Source organism: Ferruginibacter profundus, from assembly GCF_054783275.1.
The window spans coordinates 892,455-913,939 of sequence record NZ_BAAGQW010000002.1; the positions used below are offsets into that span (position 1 = coordinate 892,455).

Genomic DNA, 21,485 nt, shown 5'->3' on the forward strand with positions numbered 1-21,485 from the left:
AGTTTATTTAAGTAACTGAATACACTCGTGCAATAATTTTTCTTTGTCAATAGCAACGGTGCCTACTTCTTCGCAAACCAGTCCGCCGGCAATATTGGCCACATCGGCCATTAAGGTGATATTTTTTGTTGCGGCATAAACCAATGAAGCCACGGCAATAACGGTATCGCCTGCGCCGCTTACATCGGCAATGTTGCGTATGTGTGTGGGAATAAGTGCGGCTGTAGCAGCATCATTATAAAAAACCCCTTTTTCCGATAAGGTGATAAAGGATATTTTATGTTGCAGTTTATCCTGCAATTGCAGGTGAATATCTTTCAGCAGGCTTAAAGTAATATCATCAGATAAAATATTTAATCCTTCTTTTACTTCTTTTAAATTGGGCTTAAAAATATCAACCCCCTTATACGCAAAAAAGTTTTTTCGTTTGGGGTCAACAGTAGTAATGATATTATGATGTTTACATAAACTGATGATCTTGGTGATAATGTTTTCTGTAAGTACCCCTTTATTGTAATCTTCCAGCACTACAACATCAGGTGATTCAGCGGCAATAAATTCTTCGAATGCATACAATAGTCTTTCTTCATCAGCTGTACTGATATCATTGGTCAATTCTGCATCTAACCGCATCATGTGCTGGTTGCGGCTGATGATCCTTATCTTATTGGTAGTAATGCGTTCTTCGCTATACACCAGGTATTTTGTATTGATGTGATTGCCGGCAAATAATTTTGTGAGTTGTTCCCCGTCATCATCTTTACCCAACACACTCAATACACTTACCGCCGCACCCAGCGATTGTAAATTCAACGCTACATTTCCTGCACCACCAATGCGTAATTCTTTTTTACTTACTGCCACTACGGGCACGGGTGCTTCAGGAGAAATGCGGTCTACTTTTCCCCACCAATACGTATCCAGCATCACATCGCCTATTACGGCAACTTTTAATTGACTAAACTGGTGAAATAATTTTTCAAAATCGATAACAGACATAGAACATTACACCTTTTTCTGATTAGAGATCGCAATATAATAAATAGGGATACCAATAAGTACAATACCCAGGCCTATTCCGGCATACAGGGGTTTCATTAAAATAAGAAACACACAAAATATCAATGCCAGGATAATATAAATAACAGGCAGCACGGGGTAACCAAAAGCTTTATAGGGCCTTTCGGCATCGGGTCTTTTCTTTCTTAAAATAAAAATACCAATAATAGTAAGTGCATAAAACAACACTACTACAAACGATATCATATCCAGCAGATCGCCATATTTACCACTAAGGCAAAGTAAAGCGGCCACCAGGCATTGTATCCATAAGGCAAATTCAGGAACTGAATTTTTATTTAAGTTGGCTGCTTTCTTAAAAAACAAACCGTCTTTAGCCATCGTATTATACACTCTTGCCCCTGCCAGTATTAATCCATTATTACAACCAAAAGTGGAAATCATAATTAATACTGCAATTACATAAGTACCGGCATCGCCAAAAATATTTTTAGCTGCGGTAACTGCTACCCTGTCGTTTTCTGCAAAAGCAATATCATGTAAGGGTAGTACATTTAAATACATCAAATTAGCGCATACATAAATTATCGTAACAATCAGGGTCCCTAAAAACAGGCTCAGGCCAATATTTTTCTTAGGGTTCTTAATCTCCCCGGCAATAAAAGTTACATTATTCCACGAATCGCTGCTGAAGATAGAACCTACCATTGATGCCGCGATGGCGCCAATTAATGCACTACCCCCAATAGGCAGCCAGGCGGGGCCTAAATCTGTTGTATTATATTTCATGGCAGTAAAACCTGTTTGCCAGTTCTCCTGCCAAAAGCTATGTTTTACAGCAAAGAATCCAAATATGATCAATCCAAAAAGGGCTAACAATTTTGTAGAGGTAAAAATCCGCTGGATCAGTTTTCCGCCTTCAATTCCCTTGGTATTAACGTAGGTAAGAAAAATAATTAAAACGATCGCCACAATTTGTGCCGCAGATATAGTGACAAACCCAAGATCGGCAATGATATTTTTTTCGCTTAAAAAAGGAAAAAGATAAGCGGCAAATTTACTGAATGCCACACCTACTGCAGCAATGGTGGCTGTTTGTATCACAGCAAAAAAACTCCAGCCATATAAAAATCCCGCCAGCGGGTTAAAGGCTTCCTTTAAATACACATACTGTCCTCCGGCTTTAGGATACATCGCACTTAACTCACCATAACTTACTGCTGCAGTAAGCGTCATAAAACCGGTTATCAGCCATACTGCAATCAGCCAGCCGGCACTGCCTACGTTCCGGGTAATATCGGCACTTACAATAAAAATACCGGAGCCTATCATGCTGCCGGCAACTACCATGGTGGCATCAAATAAGCCCAGGCTGGGTTTAAAAGATGGCTGGGTTAAATTATCCTCTAATAGATCAGTGGTTTTTTCTGCCATAAAAAAGTTCCGGTTTAATATACCGGAACAAGATAAATAATTTTATTGGATTGAATTACTTATTGGTATCAGGCTTCAATCTTTCATTCATGCCTATGATCACATCTTTGGTAATATCAAGGGTGCTGTCTTTATAAATAAGGTAATCCATGCCACCCCCTGTGGTAAATATGTATTGAAACTTTTTTTCTTTGTTATATTCAGATAAAAACGCTTTCAGGTCTTTCTGAATTTTTTCCATCAGGCTAAAACTCCTTTGGTTAAATATCTGCGATTGCTTCTGCCTTTCCGTTTCTATATTCTGTTGCTCCTGCATTAATTGAGCCTGTAAATTCTGAATATCTTCGGGCCTTGGATTGGGATTCTTTTGTTTGAAATTTTCCTGTTTTGCTTCCAATGCTTTATAATCAGCCGCAATTTTTGCTTCTACCACTTTTTGATCGGCCTCCAGGCTTTTCCGGTTTTGCTTAAGGTATACCAGGTGCTCATTCAGCGAATCAAGCTCTACATAAGCTATTCGATGCTGGGTGGTGCAACTGTCCTTTGCTATTTTATTTTCCGCCGCTATTTTATCTCCCCCTTTTTTCGCCGAAAAATTATTATAATACAAATAACCAACAGCCGCCAGCAGGACAAGGTTTATAGCAATCGATAACTTATTCATTTCACAACGGTTTACAAGTAGCAAGATAACGACAAAACAAGATTTGGCAATGCTTACCAGCCAAGTTTTAGGAAAGGGTTAACGGTACAGTTTTTCAATTTTTTCTTAAAAGATTTACAATATTTAACTTATGCACTGGGCAATGTTAAACTCCAGCCTTTCATCAAAAAATCCTGTACCAGCGGATCATTTTCAACACCTTCTTTTAAAGTATTGATACCCGCTTTACGGGAAAAATTATTTTGGAGGTATACATATCCTCCAAAACCAACAAAGCCTGCCAGGAAGAAAAGTATAACACTCACAAAAACATTAAACTCAATAAAATTATATACTGTAAATGCCAACACTGCAGCTGCCGCTACCATTGCAATTACTAATGCCTTCTTTTTAGACGCCTCGTGTATCGATCTGCAATTAGCACATCTTGGAATGCCAATATCAATTTTAGCATACTTTACAGACCGGTATACGATAATATTGGTCCTGTCTTTTTCTCTGAAAATGGGTACAAAATAGCTGTCATTTACTTTTTCTGCAATGCCATCAAAACAATAACTGCACTTTTTTGAAACAGGTTCTATTCTTTTTAATCTTTCATTAAATACATGAGTAGAATCTTCCATCTGGCCAGGCTTTCAGAGTTATAAAAAATGGTGTAATTATACAAACTAAGATAAGTAGAAATCAGTAAATATAAAATAATTACGGGTCCAGGATTAGCCTGCTCTTTGTCACCGGGCATAGTAATTTTAATTACTGGGATAAAAGAAAAACGAATTGAAAATTCATTGTACTAAACAAAAAAGGAGCAAGATTTTCATCTTGCTCCTTTGCTATTTTAAACGAATTGAAAATTCGTTCTACCTGTACTAATTACTCTTCGTCATCAAAACTCATTGCTTCTTTTGTAGTCATCAGCAATTCGTATTCTTCTTTACTACCCACGATCATATTTTCAAATTCACGTAAGCCTGTACCAGCCGGTATATGATGTCCTGTAATAACGTTTTCTTTCAAGCCAAGCATTTCATCTGTCTTACCTTGTATGGCTGCAGAAGACAATACCTTGGTAGTTTCCTGGAAGGATGCAGCAGATATCCAGCTATGTGTACCTAATGATGCCTTGGTAATACCTAACAACAACGGTGAAGAGGTTGCAGGATGTGCATCACGGAATTCCACTAATTTTTTATCTGCTCTTCTTAATACTGAGTTTTCTTCACGTACATCACGTAAAGTAACGATCTGTCCGGTTTTCAACTTAGTACTATCACCATGCTCAGTTACAACTTTCTTGTCAAAGATGTAATCATTCTCAGCATTAAAGTCGTGCCTGTCTTCTGTATCTCCTTCTAAGAATTTAGTATCGCCGGCATCTTCAACAGTTACTTTACGCATCATCTGCCTTACAATAACTTCTACGTGTTTATCATTGATCTTCACACCTTGCAAACGATATACTTCCTGTATCTCATTCACCACGTATTCCTGAACAGCAAATGGTCCTTTAATAGCCAGGATATCAGCAGGAGCAGTTTGACCGTCACTTAATGCTGCACCGGCTTTTACAAAGTCACCATCCTGTACCAGGATCTGGCGGGACAATGGAACCAGGTATTTCTTAACCACGCTGTCTTTAGCTTCCACAATGATCTCCCTGTTACCACGCTTGATAGCACCAAATGCAACCACACCATCAATTTCACAAACCACAGCAGGGTTGCTTGGGTTTCTTGCTTCAAACAATTCTGTTACACGTGGCAGACCACCCGTGATATCTTTCAGCTTGCTTAATACCCTTGGAATTTTAACCAATACCTGTCCGCTCTTCACATCATCTCCTTCCTCTACAACTACGTGTGAGCCTACCGGTAAGTTATAAGATTTCTTCTCTTTACCTTCTACAATGATAGTAGGCAGTTTGGTCTTATCTTTTGTTTCAATAACCACTTTTTCACGGTGACCGGTTTGTTCGTCTGATTCATCACGATAAGTGATACCATCCAGTAATGCTTCAAATTTAACCTGTCCGCCCACTTCAGCAACAATAACGTTGTTGAACGGATCCCAGGTACAGATCACTTCACCTTTGGTAACTTTCTGTCCGTCTTTCACATTCAATGTAGCACCGTAAGGAACGTTATTGGTAATTAATAAACGATCGTTCTTCACATCCATAATCCTCACCTCACCGGTACGTCCTATTACCACATGTACTTTCTTGCCTTCATTATCTTCAGTAGCCACTGTACGTAAACCATCAAACTGTATGGTACCATCAAACTTAGCAGGTAATGTAGATTCTACAGAAGCAGAGCCTGCCACACCACCCACGTGGAAAGTACGTAAGGTTAACTGCGTACCCGGTTCACCGATAGACTGTGCAGCAATGATACCTACAGCATCACCTCTTTGTGCCAGCATACCGGAGGCAAGGTTTTTACCATAACATTTCACACACACACCACGTTTGCTTTCGCAGGTTAATACAGAACGTATTTCAACAGTTTCAATACCGCTTTCGTCAATCTTCTTCGCCATATCAGCACTGATCTCTTCACCTGCATTGATCAGCAATTCTTCAGTTACAGGATGGAATACATCATGTAAAGAAGTACGACCTTCAATCCTGTCGCTCAATGGCTCAATGATATCTTCATTATCTTTTAATGCCGAAGTTGCAATACCACGTAAAGTGCCGCAATCTTCTTCATTGATAACCACATCCTGGCTAACATCCACCAGCCTACGTGTTAAGTAACCAGCATCCGCTGTTTTCAAAGCCGTATCCGCCAAACCTTTACGGGCACCATGCGTACTGATAAAGTACTCCAATACACTTAAGCCGTCTTTAAAGTTTGCAAGGATCGGGTTTTCAATAATCTCAGATCCTGATGAACCTGATTTACGCGGCTTGGCCATCAATCCCCTCAAACCAGCCAGCTGCTTGATCTGCTGCTTACTACCACGGGCACCCGAATCCAGCATCATATAAACAGAGTTGAAACCTTGTTTATCATTTGCTAATTCACGGATCAGGGTTTCAGTAACCTTGGTATCCACACGGCTCCAGATATCAATGATCTGGTTGTAACGCTCGTTATTGGTAATTAAACCCATATTATAGTTATCCCACACTTCACTCACCTCTCCTTGCGCATTATCAATCAATTGTTCTTTAACATCAGGAATGATAAGGTCATTAATGTTGAATGATAATCCACCACGGAACGCCATACGGTACCCCAATGTCTTAATATCATCTAAGAATTTAGCTGTAACCGGAACATTGGTCCATTTCAAAATGTCACCAACGATCTCACGTAAAGATTTCTTGGTTAACAGTGCATTGATAAAACCAACTTCTTTCGGAACGTGCTGGTTAAAAATTACACGACCAACAGTTGTTTCAATTAATTTATTGGTTAAAGTACCATTAGCATTACGCACATTGGCTTTTACCCTTATGTTAGCATGAAGATCAACCTGCTTTTCGTTGTAGGCAATAATTACTTCTTCAGCAGAATAAAACGCTTTACCCTGGCCTTTTACAATATCATCTCCGATTGTTTTTTTACCCTTGGTAATGTAATACAAACCAAGCACCATATCCTGTGAAGGAAGGGTAATAGGTGTACCATTCTGTGGGTTCAAAATATTGTGAGAAGAAAGCATTAATAACTGGGCTTCCAATACCGCTGCATTACTTAATGGTACGTGTACCGCCATCTGATCACCATCGAAATCCGCATTGAACGACGTGGTTACCAATGGATGCAATTGTATCGCTTTACCTTCAATCAATTTTGGCTGGAAGGCCTGTATTGACAAACGGTGAAGGGTTGGGGCCCTGTTCAACATTACCGGGTGACCTTTCAGAATATTTTCTAAGATATCCCAGATAATAGCTTCTTTTTTATCAACTAATTTACGGGCAGATTTTACCGTTTTAACGATACCCCTTTCAATCAGTTTACGAATAATAAACGGCTTAAATAATTCCGCAGCCATGTCTTTCGGTAAACCACACTCATGCATTTTCAATTCCGGTCCTACCACAATTACAGAACGACCTGAATAATCCACACGTTTACCTAACAGGTTCTGACGGAAACGTCCCTGCTTACCTTTCAACACATCACTCAATGACTTCAATGCACGGCCACCTTCTGCTTTTACAGCATTGGATTTACGGCTGTTATCAAATAAGCTATCTATCGCTTCCTGCAGCATACGTTTTTCATTACGTAAGATCACTTCAGGAGCTTTAATTTCCAACAATCTTTTTAAACGGTTATTACGGATAATAACACGGCGATAAAGGTCATTAAGATCAGATGATGCAAAACGGCCACCATCCAATGGCACCAATGGACGTAATTCCGGTGGAATTACAGGAATATATTGCATTACCATCCACTCAGGACGGTTGTTGATCCTTGTATTGGCATCACGGAAACCTTCTACAACGCTCAAACGCTTTAATGCATCTGCTTTACGTTGCTGAGATGTTTCGTTGGCAGCAGAGTGACGCAGATCAAAACTCAGTTGATCCAGGTCGATGCGCTGTAACATATCATGTACAGCCTGTGCACCCATCTTAGCAATGAATTTGTTTGGGTCTTCATCAGGCAGATGCTGATTATCTTTTGGCAATGTATCTAAAATATCCAGGTATTCTTCTTCAGTTAACAGATCACCGTAGTTCTGTCCTTTATCAGCACGGATACCAGATTGTATCACCACAAATCTTTCATAATATACAATGCTCTCTAATTTCTTAGAGCTCATTCCTAATAAATAACCAATTTTGTTTGGTAAAGATTTAAAGTACCAGATATGCACCACAGGCACCACCAGTTTAATGTGTCCCATTCTTTCACGACGTACTTTCTTTTCTGTTACTTCCACACCGCAACGGTCGCACACAATACCCTTATAACGTATACGCTTGTACTTTCCGCAGGCACATTCATAATCCTTTACCGGCCCAAAAATCCTTTCGCAAAACAAACCATCTCTTTCAGGTTTGTAAGTACGGTAGTTGATGGTTTCAGGCTTTAAAATTTCGCCATAGCTTTTTTCCAAAATACTATCCGGAGAAGCCAAACCAATAGTGATTTGTGAAAATGTTGCCCTCGGACGGTTTTCTTTTTTGAATGCCATATGATAATTAATAATTAGTAATTAATAATGAATAATCTTCGTCAGTCGTGATACGTTAGTCGTGAGTGGAGAACTATTCGCTCTGTCTCACGCATGACGATTCACGTCTCACGCCTCGTTATTCGAATTTAAGATCAAGACCTAATCCTCTTAATTCATGTACCAATACATTGAATGATTCAGGAATGCCGGCTCTTGGAACGTTATCACCTTTTACAATTGCTTCGTACGTTTTAGCCCTTCCGATGATATCATCAGATTTAAGCGTTAACAATTCCTGCAAAATGTTAGATGCACCGTATGCTTCCAATGCCCAAACCTCCATCTCACCAAAACGCTGTCCACCAAACTGTGCCTTACCACCTAACGGTTGTTGTGTGATCAAACTGTATGGTCCGATTGAACGGGCATGCATTTTATCATCCACCATATGGTGCAGCTTAATGATGTAGATGATACCTACGGTTGCTTTTTGGTCAAAGCGTTCGCCGGTTTCTCCATCGTATAAGTAGGTATGACCGAATTTAGGTAAACCTGCTTCGTCAATTTTTTCTGCAATTTCATTTACCGAAGCACCGTCAAAAATTGGAGTTGCAAAACGAACACCTAATTTTTCACCTGCCCAGCCTAACGCTGTTTCGTAGATCTGTCCAAGGTTCATACGACTAGGTACACCCAACGGATTCAATACAATATCAACCGGTGTTCCGTCTTCAAGGAAAGGCATATCTTCCTGGCGAACGATCTTGGCAACAATACCTTTGTTACCGTGGCGACCCGCCATTTTATCACCCACCTTTAATTTACGTTTAACCGCTAAGTACACTTTAGCCAGTTTCAACACACCTGCAGGTAATTCATCACCAATGGAAATGTTGAATTTCTCTCTCTTATACCTTCCTAATTCCTCGTTGTACTTAATGTTGTAGTTATGCAACAAGATGTTGATCAATTCATCCACTTTAGCATCACCGGTCCATCCTAACGGGTTAACATTCTGATAGTCGATGTTGGCTAAGTTTTTAGCATTGAATTTTGCACCTTTACCAATCAATACTTCACCAAAATTATTGCTAACACCTGCACTGCTCTTCTCTTTCAATAAAGTCTGTAGTTTGTTGATCAATAATTCCAGCAGGTCTGTTTCATTCTTTTCGTGCGTTTTCTCAATCTTGTCCAACTGAGCCTTTTCACGAACCTTGGCATTCTTATCTTTCTTAGCTCTCTGGAATAATTTTTTATCAATAACAACACCTTCTGTTCCGCTTGGTGCTTTTAATGAGGCATCTTTTGCATCACCTGCTTTATCACCAAAGATGGCACGTAACAACTTCTCTTCAGGAGTTGGATCGCTTTCACCTTTTGGAGTGATCTTACCAATGATGATGTCACCTTCTTTAATATGTGCACCTATACGAATGATACCATTCTGATCCAGGTCTTTAGTAGCTTCTTCACTTACGTTTGGAATATCCGGAGTCAGTTCTTCTTCACCTAATTTAGTATCACGTACTTCAATTTCAAACTCACTGATATGAATAGACGTAAACAAATCTTCTTTAACAACCTTTTCTGAGATCACGATAGCATCCTCAAAGTTGTACCCCTTCCATGGCATGAACGCCACTTTCATATTTCGGCCTAAAGCTAATTCACCGCCTTTGGTTGCATAACCTTCAGTTAAGAAATCGCCTTCACTAACTTTTTGTCCTTTTGTTACAGCAGGACGCAGGTTAATTGTAGTTTCCTGGTTGGTGCGAACAAACTTGGTCAATTTATATACTACCAGGTCTTCTTCAAAAGAAACCAATTGCTGTGTTTCATTTCTCTTATAGCGAACGTGTATTTCATTTGCATCTACATATTCTACCACACCGTCTCCGTCTGCATGAATCTGGATCCTTGCGTCACGTGCAGCTTTACCTTCCAAACCGGTACCTACAATAGGCACTTCAGGTTTGATCAATGGTACAGCCTGGCGTTGCATGTTCGATCCCATCAGGGCACGGTTAGCATCATCATGCTCAAGGAACGGAATCAATGAAGCACTTAAACCAACGATCTGGTTAGGCGCCACATCCATATATTCCACTTCTGTTTTTGGAAGGATCGGGAAATCACCTGTCTGGCGACTCTTGATCATATCCTCAACAAAGTTTCCTTTATCATCCATATCGATATTTGCCTGTGCAATCTTCGCTGTATCTTCTTCTTCGGCACTAAGGAAAGTGATCTTTTTCATATCCACTTTACCATCAGTTACTTTACGGTAAGGTGTTTCAATAAAGCCCATGTCATTGATCTTGGCATGTACACAAAGTGTAGATATCAAACCAATGTTTGGTCCTTCCGGAGTTTCAATAGTACATAAACGGCCGTAGTGAGAATAGTGAACGTCACGAACCTCAAAACCTGCACGCTCCCTGCTTAAACCACCGGGTCCTAGTGCGGAGATACGACGCTTATGCGTAATCTCACTCAAAGGATTGGTTTGATCTAAGAACTGGGACAACTGTGATGTACCAAAGAAAGAGTTGATAACAGAAGATAATGTTCTTGCATTGATCAGGTCAACCGGGGTAAACACCTCATTATCACGTACGTTCATTCTTTCACGGATGGTACGGGCCATACGGGCCAGACCAACACCAAACTGGGCATATAATTGCTCGCCCACAGTACGTACGCGACGGTTGCTTAAGTGATCAATATCATCAATCTCACTTTTACCATTGGTTAATAATACCAGGGTTTTAATGATGGCGATGATATCATCTTTAGTTAATACTTTCTTTTCGATAGGGAAGTTTAAACCAAGGCGGCGGTTAATTTTATAACGGCCTACTTCACCTAGATCGTAACGCTTATCGCTGAAGAATAATTTATCAATGATACCACGTGCAGTTTCATCATCAGGGGCATCAGCTCCACGCAATTGCTTGTAGATGTGCTGTACCGCTTCCAGTTCACTGTTAGAAGTATCTTTATTTAAAGTGTTGTAGATAATGGCATAATCACCGCTCACTTCTTCTTTCTGGATAAAAACGCTCTTCACGTCCATTTCCAGTATCATGGCGATGTTGGATTCGTCTAACAAAGTATCCCTTTCCAAAACGATCTCATTTCTTTCGATAGAAACCACTTCACCGGTATCTTCATCCACAAAATCTTCCACCCAGGTACGTAATACACGGGCGGCAAGGCGCTTGCCGATATAGTTAGCTAAAGTTTTTTTATCTGCTTTTACTTCATCAGCCATACCGAATAATTCCAGGATGTCCTTATCAGTTTCAAAACCGATGGAACGTAACAGGGTGGTTACAGGGAATTTTTTCTTACGATCGATGTAAGCATACATCACGTTATTGATGTCTGTTGCAAATTCCATCCAGGCTCCTTTAAAAGGAATAACCCTTGCAGAATATATTTTTGTTCCGTTGGGGTGAATTGACTGGCCGAAGAATACACCAGGTGAACGGTGTAACTGGCTAACCACTACCCTTTCGGCACCATTGATAACAAAAGTACCACGTGGGGTCATGTAAGGAATGTTTCCTAAGAACACATCCTGAACAATCGTCTGGAAATCCACATGTTCTTCATCATTACAACTTAAACGCAATTTTGCTTTTAAAGGCACGGCGTAAGTCAATCCCCTTTCGATACACTCTTCAATAGTGTAGCGTGGCGGATCTACGAAGTAATCCAGGAATTCCAGTACAAAGATGTTACGGGTATCAGTAATAGGAAAATTTTCCTTGAATACACGGAACAATCCTTCTACGTTCCTTTTATCAGGGGTTGTTTCCAGCTGGAAAAAGTCTCTGAAAGATTGGATCTGGATTCCGAGCAAATCGGGTTGTTCTGCCAAGAGTTCAACTTTTCCAAAATTGATACGCTTAGCAGCGGGTGTTTTTGTTGCAGACATATTGTAATTAAGACGTTTAAGTGTGCAGAAGATCCTTTAAAATCCGGCTTTGAAAGCTATTGATGCCACTAAGCCTAAATTAAAGGAGGGCAAAGGTAGGGATTTTTTTTAGATTTTTGATTTCCGATTTTGGATTTTTCTGGTTTTGGAAGGGTTTTTGTGGATAACAGCGCTTTTTTAACTTTTTGGCAGTCCTTTCAAGCAAAAAGCCGACCCACCAAAGGCGGACCGGCTTTTAAAGCTATTTTTAGAAAAGCTTACGAATTAAGCAATCTCAACATCAGCACCAGCTTCAGTTAATTTTGTTTTTAATTCTTCAGCAGTTGCTTTATCAACACCTTCTTTAACTGGTTTTGGAGCACCATCCACTAAATCTTTAGCTTCTTTCAAACCTAAACCTGTTAATTCTTTAACGATCTTAACAACCGCTAATTTGTTAGCACCACCGCTTTTCAGGATAACATTGAAAGATGTTTTCTCTTCAACTGCAGCAGCTTCGCTACCAACGCCACTTACTACAACTGCAGCAGCAGCTGGTTCAATACCGTATTCTGATTTTAAGAATTCAGCTAATTCCTGAACTTCTTTAACTGTTAAGCTTACTAATGATTCAGCTAATACTTTTACGTCTGCCATAATGATTAAATTTTTTCCGCCTTCATTGTTTTTGACTCCGGCGGAGATTAAAAAAATTTGTTTGTTCCCTTTAACCTGGGAGAGGTATTTATTTGTTGTATTAGTTAATTAATTTACGGGAAACCAATTAACCAGTTAACTAATTAACCTTCTGCCGGCGCAGCAGCTACTTCAGCAGCAGCTTCTGGTCTGTTTTGCAAAGCACCAATAACACGTTGTATCGGAGATTGCAACAAGCCGATAACTTCACCAATAAGCTCATTCTTGGTTTTGATGTTAGTTAACGCTTTCAATTGATTGTCGCCAACAAACACATCGCCGTTGATGAATGCCGCTTTCAGCTCAGGTTTTTCACCTTTACTTTCTTTACGGAAACTGCTTAAAATTACAGCTGGTTCCTTAGGATTTTCGCTGAACAATAATGCAGTTACTTTATGCAGAGAATCATAAACACCAGCATATTTTGCAGTGTCAATACCTTCCAATGCTTTTTTAATTAAAGTGTTCTTAGCCACTTTCATTTCTACATTCTTATCAAAGCATACACGACGCAGTTTGGTTACCTGTGCAACAGTTAAACTTTCTGTATCGGTAATGTAGAAATTATCATATTGATTAAATTTCTCTTTCAGAAATTCGATCACTTCATTTTTTTCCTGTTTTGTCATAACAAATATTTTTTTCATCCTTAGCGTTAGCCGAAGGATCAGTTTTGAACAGATTTAGTGTCAATTGCAATACCGGGGCTCATTGAGCTTGCCATACTAACGCCTTTTAAATAAGTACCTTTTGAAGAAGAAGGTTTTAATTTGATAATAGCGTTAATTAATTCCTGGCTGTTTTCTGCAATTTTTTCAGGTGCAAAACTTACACGGCCGATAGATGCATGGATAATACCCACTTTATCTACTTTAAATGCAATTTTACCTCCTTTCAAATCATTGATTGCACCAGTTACATCATTAGTTACCGTACCGGTTTTAGGGTTGGGCATTAAGTTACGAGGACCTAACACTTTACCCAGTTTACCAATTTTAGGCATTACTGACGGAGTGGCCACAATAACATCAATATCTGTCCAGCCACCTTCAATTTTTGTGATGAACTCATCAAGGCCAACAAAATCAGCACCTGCAGCAGTTGCTTCAGCTACTTTATCTGGCGTACACAAAACCAATACACGTTTAGTTTTACCGGTACCGTGCGGTAATGAAACCGTACCACGGATGGCCTGGTCTGCCTTCTTAGGGTCAACGCCTAATTTAATGTGCAGGTCAACAGAACTATCAAATTTTGTGGTGTTTACTTCTTTTACTAAAGTTGATGCTTCCTTAAGGGAATAAGCTTTATTAATATCAACCTTAGTATTTGCTACTTTTCTTTTTTTCGTAATCATTTTTACAAATATTTTCGGCCTGCCTGCCGGCAGACAGGTTAATAATTAATTTTCCCAAGGGGCTTTTCCGTCAACAGTTAATCCCATACTACGTGCAGTACCAGCAACCATGCTCATGGCACTGTTTAAAGTAAAGGCGTTAAGATCAGCCATTTTATCTTTAGCGATCTCTTCTACCTGGCTCCAGGTAACTTTACCTACTTTAACACGATTGGGTTCTTTACTTCCGCTTTGCAATTTAGCAGCTTCTAAAAGTTGTACTGCAGCTGGTGGAGTTTTAATGATGAAGTCGAAAGACTTATCAGCATAAACGGTGATCAATACAGGAAGAACTTTTCCTGGTTTATCCTGGGTTCTTGCATTGAATTGCTTACAGAACTCCATGATGTTCACACCTTTAGAACCTAAGGCAGGTCCGATTGGCGGTGCTGGATTGGCTTGCCCTCCTTTACATTGGAGTTTAACATAGCCAGTGATTTCTTTTGCCATTGTTTACATTTTTTGGTGATAACGTCCGGGCATTTACCAGGACTCCCAATACAATAATATTCCTTTAAGAACTATTTTGGGACGGCAAAGGTAGGTAAATATTTTAGATTTTTGGTTGGAGATTGGAGATTTTTTAAAATTTGAAATCATTGCTGAAAACCAATGATTTGAGGTTTTAATATTTTTGATTTTACGGTATATCTGTAGAGTTTTATAATTTCTTAAATTTTAAAAGAACCAAATTTTCTTTTTCCGCTTCCTCCTTTCCATTTGCTAAAAGATTCTTGAAAATTAAGTTTTTTCTTACTTGTAATTTTGGTTGAAGAATTATATACCGCTATGTTCAAATCAGCTTCGATTTTCCATATATCGCCAATCAATTTACAATTGATATACCCTTCTGCCGATATTAAAAACTCACGAATATTTGGCCCCTCTCTTAACAAATAAATAAAAGGAATATTAGAGGAGTCTTTAGCAGAAATATGAATGTTATAGCTGGATGTATTTTCTGGGATTTCCCAAACTGCTCTCACCAAGATTTCGTCATCAAAAATATCAGAAGTACAATCATACTCTTTAGATAATCGAAATACAATATTTCTTCCCGTATCAACGGCTGATACCGGATATTTAACAATAGATGCGTTGCCAACAAACTCAAAATAGGAATTCTTTGAGCAATTCAATTCACCAGATTGAGCTAAAAGAATGTAACTAATAGCGGATAAGTATATTGTTAAAATGTATTTCATTTCAAATTCTTTAATTAATTATCTCAGCTGTAATTTACTTCCCATTTATCAGTTCTTATTTATATAAAATATATATTAAAGACTATGTGGAATCTTATTAAGTTGCATTAACAATTACTAAGGAAAATATCGATGCTGCTACCTTACTCTTTTCAAATCCAGGTCCTGGAAATCAAAACTAAAATCTGTTAACGGTGAAATCGCTGCCATTTTAAACCCTGATGCTTTACCGTTTTCATCCAGCTCGAATTTAACGTAGGCGTCGGCATCCATGCTGCGGTCGTTCCATTTAGCCACAAAGGTATTTCCCTTAAAAGGCAATAACACACCACTTAGTTTTGGCGAACGTTTGCTGTCAAACCAGGGTTGTCCGTTTTTAATGGAAATGGTTACATCGCCAAACCATTGATCTGTATAAGTGCCAATAAAATTTTTGATATCGGCCTTAGGGGCAGTACTTTTTTGTTGTGCAGCAATACCTGCCCAGATAGTGTCCGTGATCTTTTTTGCCTCAGCTTCATTTTTAACCACCCTGTCATGCATTTGCTTAACCCTGTCGGCACCTTTTACGCCCAGGTAACAGTCTTTAATGGTATTGGTGATAGCGGTGAATGCAGCACCGGATTGCTGGTTGGTCAATACAATGATACCCAGTTTTAGTTCCGGTATTAAAGTGATCTGTGTAACAATACCTGCCAACCCACCGGTATGGGTTACCTGCTTATACCCTTTTACATCACTTAAAAACCAGCCCAGGCCATAAGCCGCAAAATGTGTATTATAAGCGCCTGTACCATTAGTATTAATTATAGTTTGTGGCGCCCAGAAATCTTCATGTACTTCTTCACTGAATAATTTTTTGCCGCCACCGTAACGGCCACTATCCATTTGCATAATGAGCCATTTGCTCAGATCTGTAATATTGCTGACAATACCGCCGGCTGCATTAGCTATTTCACTCCACTCAATATCAATGGTTGTAACTTTTCCATTAACCGGCGCATGTGGCATTACAATATTATTCCGGTTAGTCAACCTGTTTATAGATGCCTTACTCGCCGTCATACCCAACGGTTCCATAATACGTTGCTCAATAAAATCTTCCCAGCTTTTACCACTTACCCTTGCCACCACTTCGCCTGCAACAATGTAGAGGTTGTTATCATAATCGTATTTTGTTCTAAAGCCGGATACTGCTTTTAAATAACGCAGGTTGTGTATAATATCTTTTTTAGTAAAGTTGTTGGAATCGGGAAACATCATCAGGTCGCCTGCACCCAATCCTAATCCGCTGCGGTGGGTTAACAAATCTCTTATCGTAAATGCCTCAGTCACATATGGATCGTACATTTTAAATTCAGGAATATAGTCCGTTACCTTATCATCCCATTTTAATTTGCCTTCATCTATCAATATGCCTAAAGCGGCAGTGGTAAAGGCTTTGCTGTTGCTTGCTATACCAAACAAAGTATTCTCATCTACTTTTTGCATGGTACGTAACGATTTTACGCCATACCCTTTTGCATGAATGAGTTTACCATCTTTGATCACGCCTACTGCTATGCCGGGAACATCAAAGGTTTTTAAAGTGAGTTCGGTAAGGGAATCTATTTGTGCAGAAGTAATTACCTGGGATGTGGAATGTAACGATAAGGTTAGTAAAAATATTACAATTGAAAAAATTTTCATGTTTAATAGTTTAATGGCGATGGTTGGTAATTCAAATGTAAAGGATTTTCATTTCCCTTTAAGCTACAATAAAAAATCCCGGCTACTGCCAGGATTTAGTTATAATTATGTTTAAAATGCTTACAAGACCAATATACCCTTCGCCTGCAAAATAATTTCTTTCTTTGGTTCTTTAATTGCAGCAATTTCATCTTTGCTTTTTCCGGCATCTTCTGCATAATGTTTCAGCATTTCAACAGAAGTTTCTTTTAATTCTGCCACACCATCAGCAACAATAGTTTTACCATTTAATGCCAATGGAACAGTAAAGGAATGATCTTTCATTTTGATCAGCATCGGGCCGCTTGCGGTTTCCATGCGTATCCAGCAACCTTCAGCCTTACATACTTCTACTACTTTTCCTTTTACTTTTACATCGGCAGTGGTTTTGTCTGCCAGTACATTGGTGAGTTCGTTAGCTGCAACTGCACCTGCCACGGTGGTTTTAGCGCCAAAGTTCATGCCTTTTTTCGCAGGGCCCTTTGGTGGTTGCGCCATCAGGGCAAAACCCATCATCATTACGGTAATTAAAGAGAATAGTTTTTTCATACTGCAAAATTTTATAGTTAAAAAAAGTCATCCCCAACAAGTTGGGGATGACTTACATATTTTATGCTAATTTTTCTACCTGCATGTAGCTTAGTTCTACCGGTGTGGCACGTCCGAAGATCTTTACCTGAACTTTCAGTTTTTTCTTTTCGTCGTTCACTTCTTCAATTACACCATTAAAATCGTTGAAAGGCCCGTCGATGATCTTCACTGTTTCTCCGATAATAAATGGCTCACTCATAGTAACACCACCTACCTCGCTCAACTCATCTACCTTACCCAGCATTTTATTTACTTCGGCTTTACGCAGAGAAATAATATTTCCTTTAGAACCCTTACCGTCAGTTAAAAAGTGCATTACATTGCTCACATTGCTCATGCTCTGGATCATATCATCATGTAATTTGCCATCAGCCACTTCAATCATGATATAACCGGGATAGAAGTTTCTTTCCCTCATCACTTTTTTACCATTCGCTACTTTATAAACTTTTTCTACCGGTAAAAAGATCTGTTTTACAATATTGCCCCAGCCATTGCGGATAATATCTTTATCAAGGTATTCTTTTACCTTGCGCTCTTTACCACTTACCACACGAAGTACATACCACTTACTCTCCTTTTCAGGCTTTTCCGCTTTTTCTACAGTTGGTATAGGTGTTATTTCTTCCATGATTATCCTTTAAATAAAGAGTAAATAAATTTCAATGAGTTGCTTGCAGCCACATCCATCACCCAAACTACAGCAGTGATAACGAGAGTAGCTCCCAAAACAATCATTGTGGATTGCTGTAACTGATCCCATGATGGCCAGGTTACTTTTTGTACCAGTTCCTTATAGGAATCACTGATATATGCTCTTAATTTATTCATGTTAATTGGTTAATTCGTTAATTGGTTAATTTGTTAGCTGGTATTAAATCCGGCTAACAAATTAACTATTTAACAATGTTCGCACGGGCACTAGGATTCGAACCCAGATCAAAGGTTTTGGAGACCCGTATGCTACCGTTGCACCATGCCCGTATAAAAGCTAAAAGCTATTTCGTTTTACCGAAACAGCTTTTAGAATATGTTGCAAATATATAAAAATTATTTGCTTAAAGCTAAAAGCTTTTGGCTTTTTGCTTACTTGATAATTTCAGTTACCTGACCAGCACCTACTGTACGGCCACCTTCACGAATCGCAAATTTTAAACCTTTTTCCATTGCGATTGGTTGGATCAATGTAACAGACAAGTTGGTATTATCACCAGGCATAACCATTTCAGTACCAGCATTTAAAGTAACTTCACCAGTTACGTCAGTAGTACGGAAATAGAACTGAGGACGGTATTTATTGAAGAATGGAGTATGACGTCCGCCTTCTTCTTTGCTTAATACGTAAACCTCACCTTTAAATTCAGTATGCGGAGTGATAGTACCTGGTTTGCAAAGTACCATACCACGACGGATCTGAGTTTTTTCAATACCACGTAATAAAAGACCTGCGTTATCACCAGCTTCACCTTCGTCCAGTAATTTTTTGAACATTTCCACACCAGTACAGGTTGTAGATAATGGTTTTTCCATTAAACCTACTACTTCAATAGCTTCACCCACTTTGATACGGCCTCTTTCGATACGACCTGTAGCAACAGTACCACGACCAGTGATAGAGAATACGTCCTCAACACTCATCAGGAATGGTAAATCAACTAAACGTGGAGGTAAAGGAATATAGCTATCAACGGCATCCATCAATTCGTTGATTTTTGCAATCCATTTTTCTTCGCCAGCTAATGCGCCGGTTGCAGAACCCTGGATGATAGGAGTATTATCGCCATCAAAACCGTAAGAAGTCAATAACTCACGGATCTCCATTTCTACTAATTCCAATAATTCAGGATCATCTACCAGATCAACTTTGTTCATAAAAACAACGATCTGAGGTACACCTACCTGGCGAGCCAATAAGATGTGCTCTTTGGTTTGCGGCATCGGACCGTCAGTTGCAGCCACTACAAGGATAGCGCCATCCATCTGAGCAGCACCAGTGATCATGTTTTTCACATAGTCAGCGTGACCCGGACAGTCAACGTGAGCATAGTGACGAGTAGCAGTAGCGTACTCAACGTGAGCTGTATTAATTGTAATACCCCTTTCTTTTTCTTCAGGAGCACCATCAATATCATCATAATTTTTTTTCTCCGCTAAACCTCTTTTTGACAAAACATCGGTTATAGCGGCTGTAAGTGTTGTTTTACCGTGATCCACGTGACCAATAGTACCAACGTTTAAATGGGGTTTATCCCTTTTGAAAGATTCTTTTGCCATTGTTTAAATTTTAATATTTGTTTTGAAATTGGTTCTTATTTAAAGTCTTTGAACCGTGGACTTTTATACTTTATGCACACAGTATTACTACTTTGTACTTTATTGTTTACTGAGCCATCAGTGAGAATCGAACTCACGACCCCTTCCCTACCAAGGAAGTGCTCTACCCCTGAGCTACGACGGCTTGCTTAGGAGCTGATAGTTGATGGATGTTAGATGACAGCTCAATGCTAACAACTATCATCTAACTTCTATCATCTCAAAAGAGCGGAAGACCGGGCTCGAACCGGCCACCTGAAGCTTGGAAGGCTACCGCTCTACCAAATGAGCTACTTCCGCTGGTAACTGGAAGCTCCAGCTTCCAAATCAAAAGAACTAAGATACTGCAAGCTGGAGCTTGCAGGTATTGTGGGCAGAGTAGGTTTCGAACCTACGTACTCCGGAGAGAACAGATTTACAGTCTGTCGCCTTTAACCACTCGGCCATCTGCCCCCGTTTAGTTAATTCGTTTATTGGCTAAATAGTTAATCAGGTGTAACCCTTTTTATCCACTAAGTAACTAATAAACCCGTTAACTAATACTGAGCCGAGGAAGGGAGTCGAACCCACGACCTGCTGATTACAAATCAGCTGCTCTACCAACTGAGCTACCTCGGCTTACTATGAATCGTATTTCCTTAGCAGGGTCCATAACCTTCCCGAAGAGAAATCGGGATGCCTGACCTGCTGGGATAATCCGGCTTATTTTGAAAGAACTTTCGAATAATTTGGTCCACACTAAAGCAGCCCTATTTTTTTCGGAAGGCAAAGGTAAGAGAAAATGATTAATACAAAAAGTTTGAAAAGGAATTTTTTACAACTGATTTATAAAATGTGTATAACCCGGAAATAAAAATCCCGTCCTCAACTAAGTTGGGGACGGGACGAGGTTATTTTTTTTATGCTGCCTGTTTGTCTTTTTTTCGTTTTATCTGGGTTATTACAGAGTCCAGTGCTACGTCAAAACTTTCTTCGAATGATTTGGATGATTGTTTTACAAAAAATTCATACCTGGGAATATGAACTTTTATTTCGGCGATCTTGTCTTTAATATTGTGTACTACATTGTCTAATTTTAAATACACATCTACTTTGGTAATCCTGTCGTGAAACTGTGTTAATTTAGAAATCTTTTTCTCAATATAAGATACCAACTTTGAATCTGCGTCAAAATGCACAGTTTGAATGTTTACGTTCATACTTCTGATTTTAATCTGTGAAAAATAATGTGAAAGAACTTCTTTAGGTACACTTAAATCATAGGCAATCTGTTATTGGGTTTTTACTGGTTTTTATCTGATAATGAAGTTAACATTTGAAACGTAGTTTACAAAATAAAATTTTGTGGAAGGCCTGCTAAAT

The 21,485-nt window shown here is 39.2% G+C and carries 17 protein-coding genes and 5 tRNA genes; all 22 read right to left on the bottom strand.

The window, feature by feature from the left end:
• Positions 1-3: 3 nt before the first annotated feature.
• On the bottom strand, positions 4-999 hold the full coding sequence (locus ACYVM0_RS13965) for a bifunctional heptose 7-phosphate kinase/heptose 1-phosphate adenyltransferase (RefSeq protein ID WP_460557955.1): 996 nt from the start codon (positions 997-999) through the stop codon (positions 4-6).
• A 6-nt stretch (positions 1,000-1,005) separates the two neighbouring features.
• Entirely contained in the window at positions 1,006-2,454 is a 1,449-nt protein-coding gene (locus tag ACYVM0_RS13970; protein ID WP_460557956.1) for an APC family permease, read from the bottom strand.
• A gap of 55 nt (positions 2,455-2,509) precedes the next feature.
• Positions 2,510-3,118, bottom strand: a complete 609-nt coding sequence (locus ACYVM0_RS13975) for an OmpH/Skp family outer membrane protein (RefSeq protein ID WP_460557957.1) — start codon at positions 3,116-3,118, stop codon at positions 2,510-2,512.
• A 128-nt stretch (positions 3,119-3,246) separates the two neighbouring features.
• Complete coding sequence (locus tag ACYVM0_RS13980) at positions 3,247-3,744, bottom strand: hypothetical protein (protein WP_460557958.1); 498 nt, start codon at positions 3,742-3,744, stop codon at positions 3,247-3,249.
• A 250-nt stretch (positions 3,745-3,994) separates the two neighbouring features.
• Complete coding sequence (gene rpoC, locus ACYVM0_RS13985) at positions 3,995-8,287, bottom strand: DNA-directed RNA polymerase subunit beta' (protein WP_460557959.1); 4,293 nt, start codon at positions 8,285-8,287, stop codon at positions 3,995-3,997.
• Between the two features lie 118 nt (positions 8,288-8,405).
• Complete coding sequence (gene rpoB / locus ACYVM0_RS13990; RefSeq protein ID WP_460557960.1) at positions 8,406-12,215, bottom strand: DNA-directed RNA polymerase subunit beta; 3,810 nt, start codon at positions 12,213-12,215, stop codon at positions 8,406-8,408.
• Positions 12,216-12,479: 264 nt separating this feature from the next.
• Positions 12,480-12,851, bottom strand: coding sequence for a ribosomal protein bL12 (rplL, locus tag ACYVM0_RS13995; RefSeq protein ID WP_460557961.1), 372 nt, complete (start codon positions 12,849-12,851; stop codon positions 12,480-12,482).
• A gap of 143 nt (positions 12,852-12,994) precedes the next feature.
• Positions 12,995-13,519: a 50S ribosomal protein L10 gene (rplJ, locus tag ACYVM0_RS14000; RefSeq protein WP_460557962.1), complete on the bottom strand. Its 525-nt coding sequence runs from the start codon at positions 13,517-13,519 to the stop codon at positions 12,995-12,997.
• 38 nt (positions 13,520-13,557) lie between these two features.
• Complete coding sequence (gene rplA / locus ACYVM0_RS14005; protein WP_460557963.1) at positions 13,558-14,247, bottom strand: 50S ribosomal protein L1; 690 nt, start codon at positions 14,245-14,247, stop codon at positions 13,558-13,560.
• Between the two features lie 45 nt (positions 14,248-14,292).
• On the bottom strand, positions 14,293-14,736 hold the full coding sequence (gene rplK, locus ACYVM0_RS14010) for a 50S ribosomal protein L11 (RefSeq protein ID WP_430986889.1): 444 nt from the start codon (positions 14,734-14,736) through the stop codon (positions 14,293-14,295).
• Positions 14,737-14,957: 221 nt separating this feature from the next.
• Positions 14,958-15,491 carry a hypothetical protein gene (locus ACYVM0_RS14015; protein ID WP_460557964.1) on the bottom strand — a complete coding sequence of 178 codons (534 nt, stop codon included), beginning with the start codon at positions 15,489-15,491 and terminating at the stop codon, positions 14,958-14,960.
• 138 nt (positions 15,492-15,629) lie between these two features.
• On the bottom strand, positions 15,630-17,180 hold the full coding sequence (locus tag ACYVM0_RS14020; RefSeq protein WP_460557965.1) for a serine hydrolase: 1,551 nt from the start codon (positions 17,178-17,180) through the stop codon (positions 15,630-15,632).
• 120 nt (positions 17,181-17,300) lie between these two features.
• Positions 17,301-17,768 carry a DUF4920 domain-containing protein gene (locus tag ACYVM0_RS14025; RefSeq protein ID WP_460557966.1) on the bottom strand — a complete coding sequence of 156 codons (468 nt, stop codon included), beginning with the start codon at positions 17,766-17,768 and terminating at the stop codon, positions 17,301-17,303.
• Between the two features lie 61 nt (positions 17,769-17,829).
• Complete coding sequence (nusG, locus tag ACYVM0_RS14030; protein ID WP_460557967.1) at positions 17,830-18,441, bottom strand: transcription termination/antitermination protein NusG; 612 nt, start codon at positions 18,439-18,441, stop codon at positions 17,830-17,832.
• Positions 18,442-18,443: 2 nt separating this feature from the next.
• Positions 18,444-18,641, bottom strand: a complete 198-nt coding sequence (secE, locus tag ACYVM0_RS14035) for a preprotein translocase subunit SecE (protein WP_460557968.1) — start codon at positions 18,639-18,641, stop codon at positions 18,444-18,446.
• Positions 18,642-18,723: 82 nt separating this feature from the next.
• Positions 18,724-18,794 (bottom strand) — tRNA-Trp (locus ACYVM0_RS14040).
• A 102-nt stretch (positions 18,795-18,896) separates the two neighbouring features.
• Positions 18,897-20,084, bottom strand: coding sequence for an elongation factor Tu (gene tuf / locus ACYVM0_RS14045; RefSeq protein WP_430986881.1), 1,188 nt, complete (start codon positions 20,082-20,084; stop codon positions 18,897-18,899).
• Between the two features lie 112 nt (positions 20,085-20,196).
• Positions 20,197-20,268, bottom strand: a tRNA-Thr gene (locus tag ACYVM0_RS14050).
• 82 nt (positions 20,269-20,350) lie between these two features.
• Positions 20,351-20,423, bottom strand: a tRNA-Gly gene (locus ACYVM0_RS14055).
• Between the two features lie 70 nt (positions 20,424-20,493).
• Positions 20,494-20,576: transfer RNA gene (locus tag ACYVM0_RS14060), tRNA-Tyr, on the bottom strand.
• A 92-nt stretch (positions 20,577-20,668) separates the two neighbouring features.
• Positions 20,669-20,741, bottom strand: a tRNA-Thr gene (locus tag ACYVM0_RS14065).
• A 281-nt stretch (positions 20,742-21,022) separates the two neighbouring features.
• Positions 21,023-21,322 carry an HPF/RaiA family ribosome-associated protein gene (locus ACYVM0_RS14070; protein WP_460557969.1) on the bottom strand — a complete coding sequence of 100 codons (300 nt, stop codon included), beginning with the start codon at positions 21,320-21,322 and terminating at the stop codon, positions 21,023-21,025.
• Between the last annotated feature and the right edge of the window lie 163 nt (positions 21,323-21,485).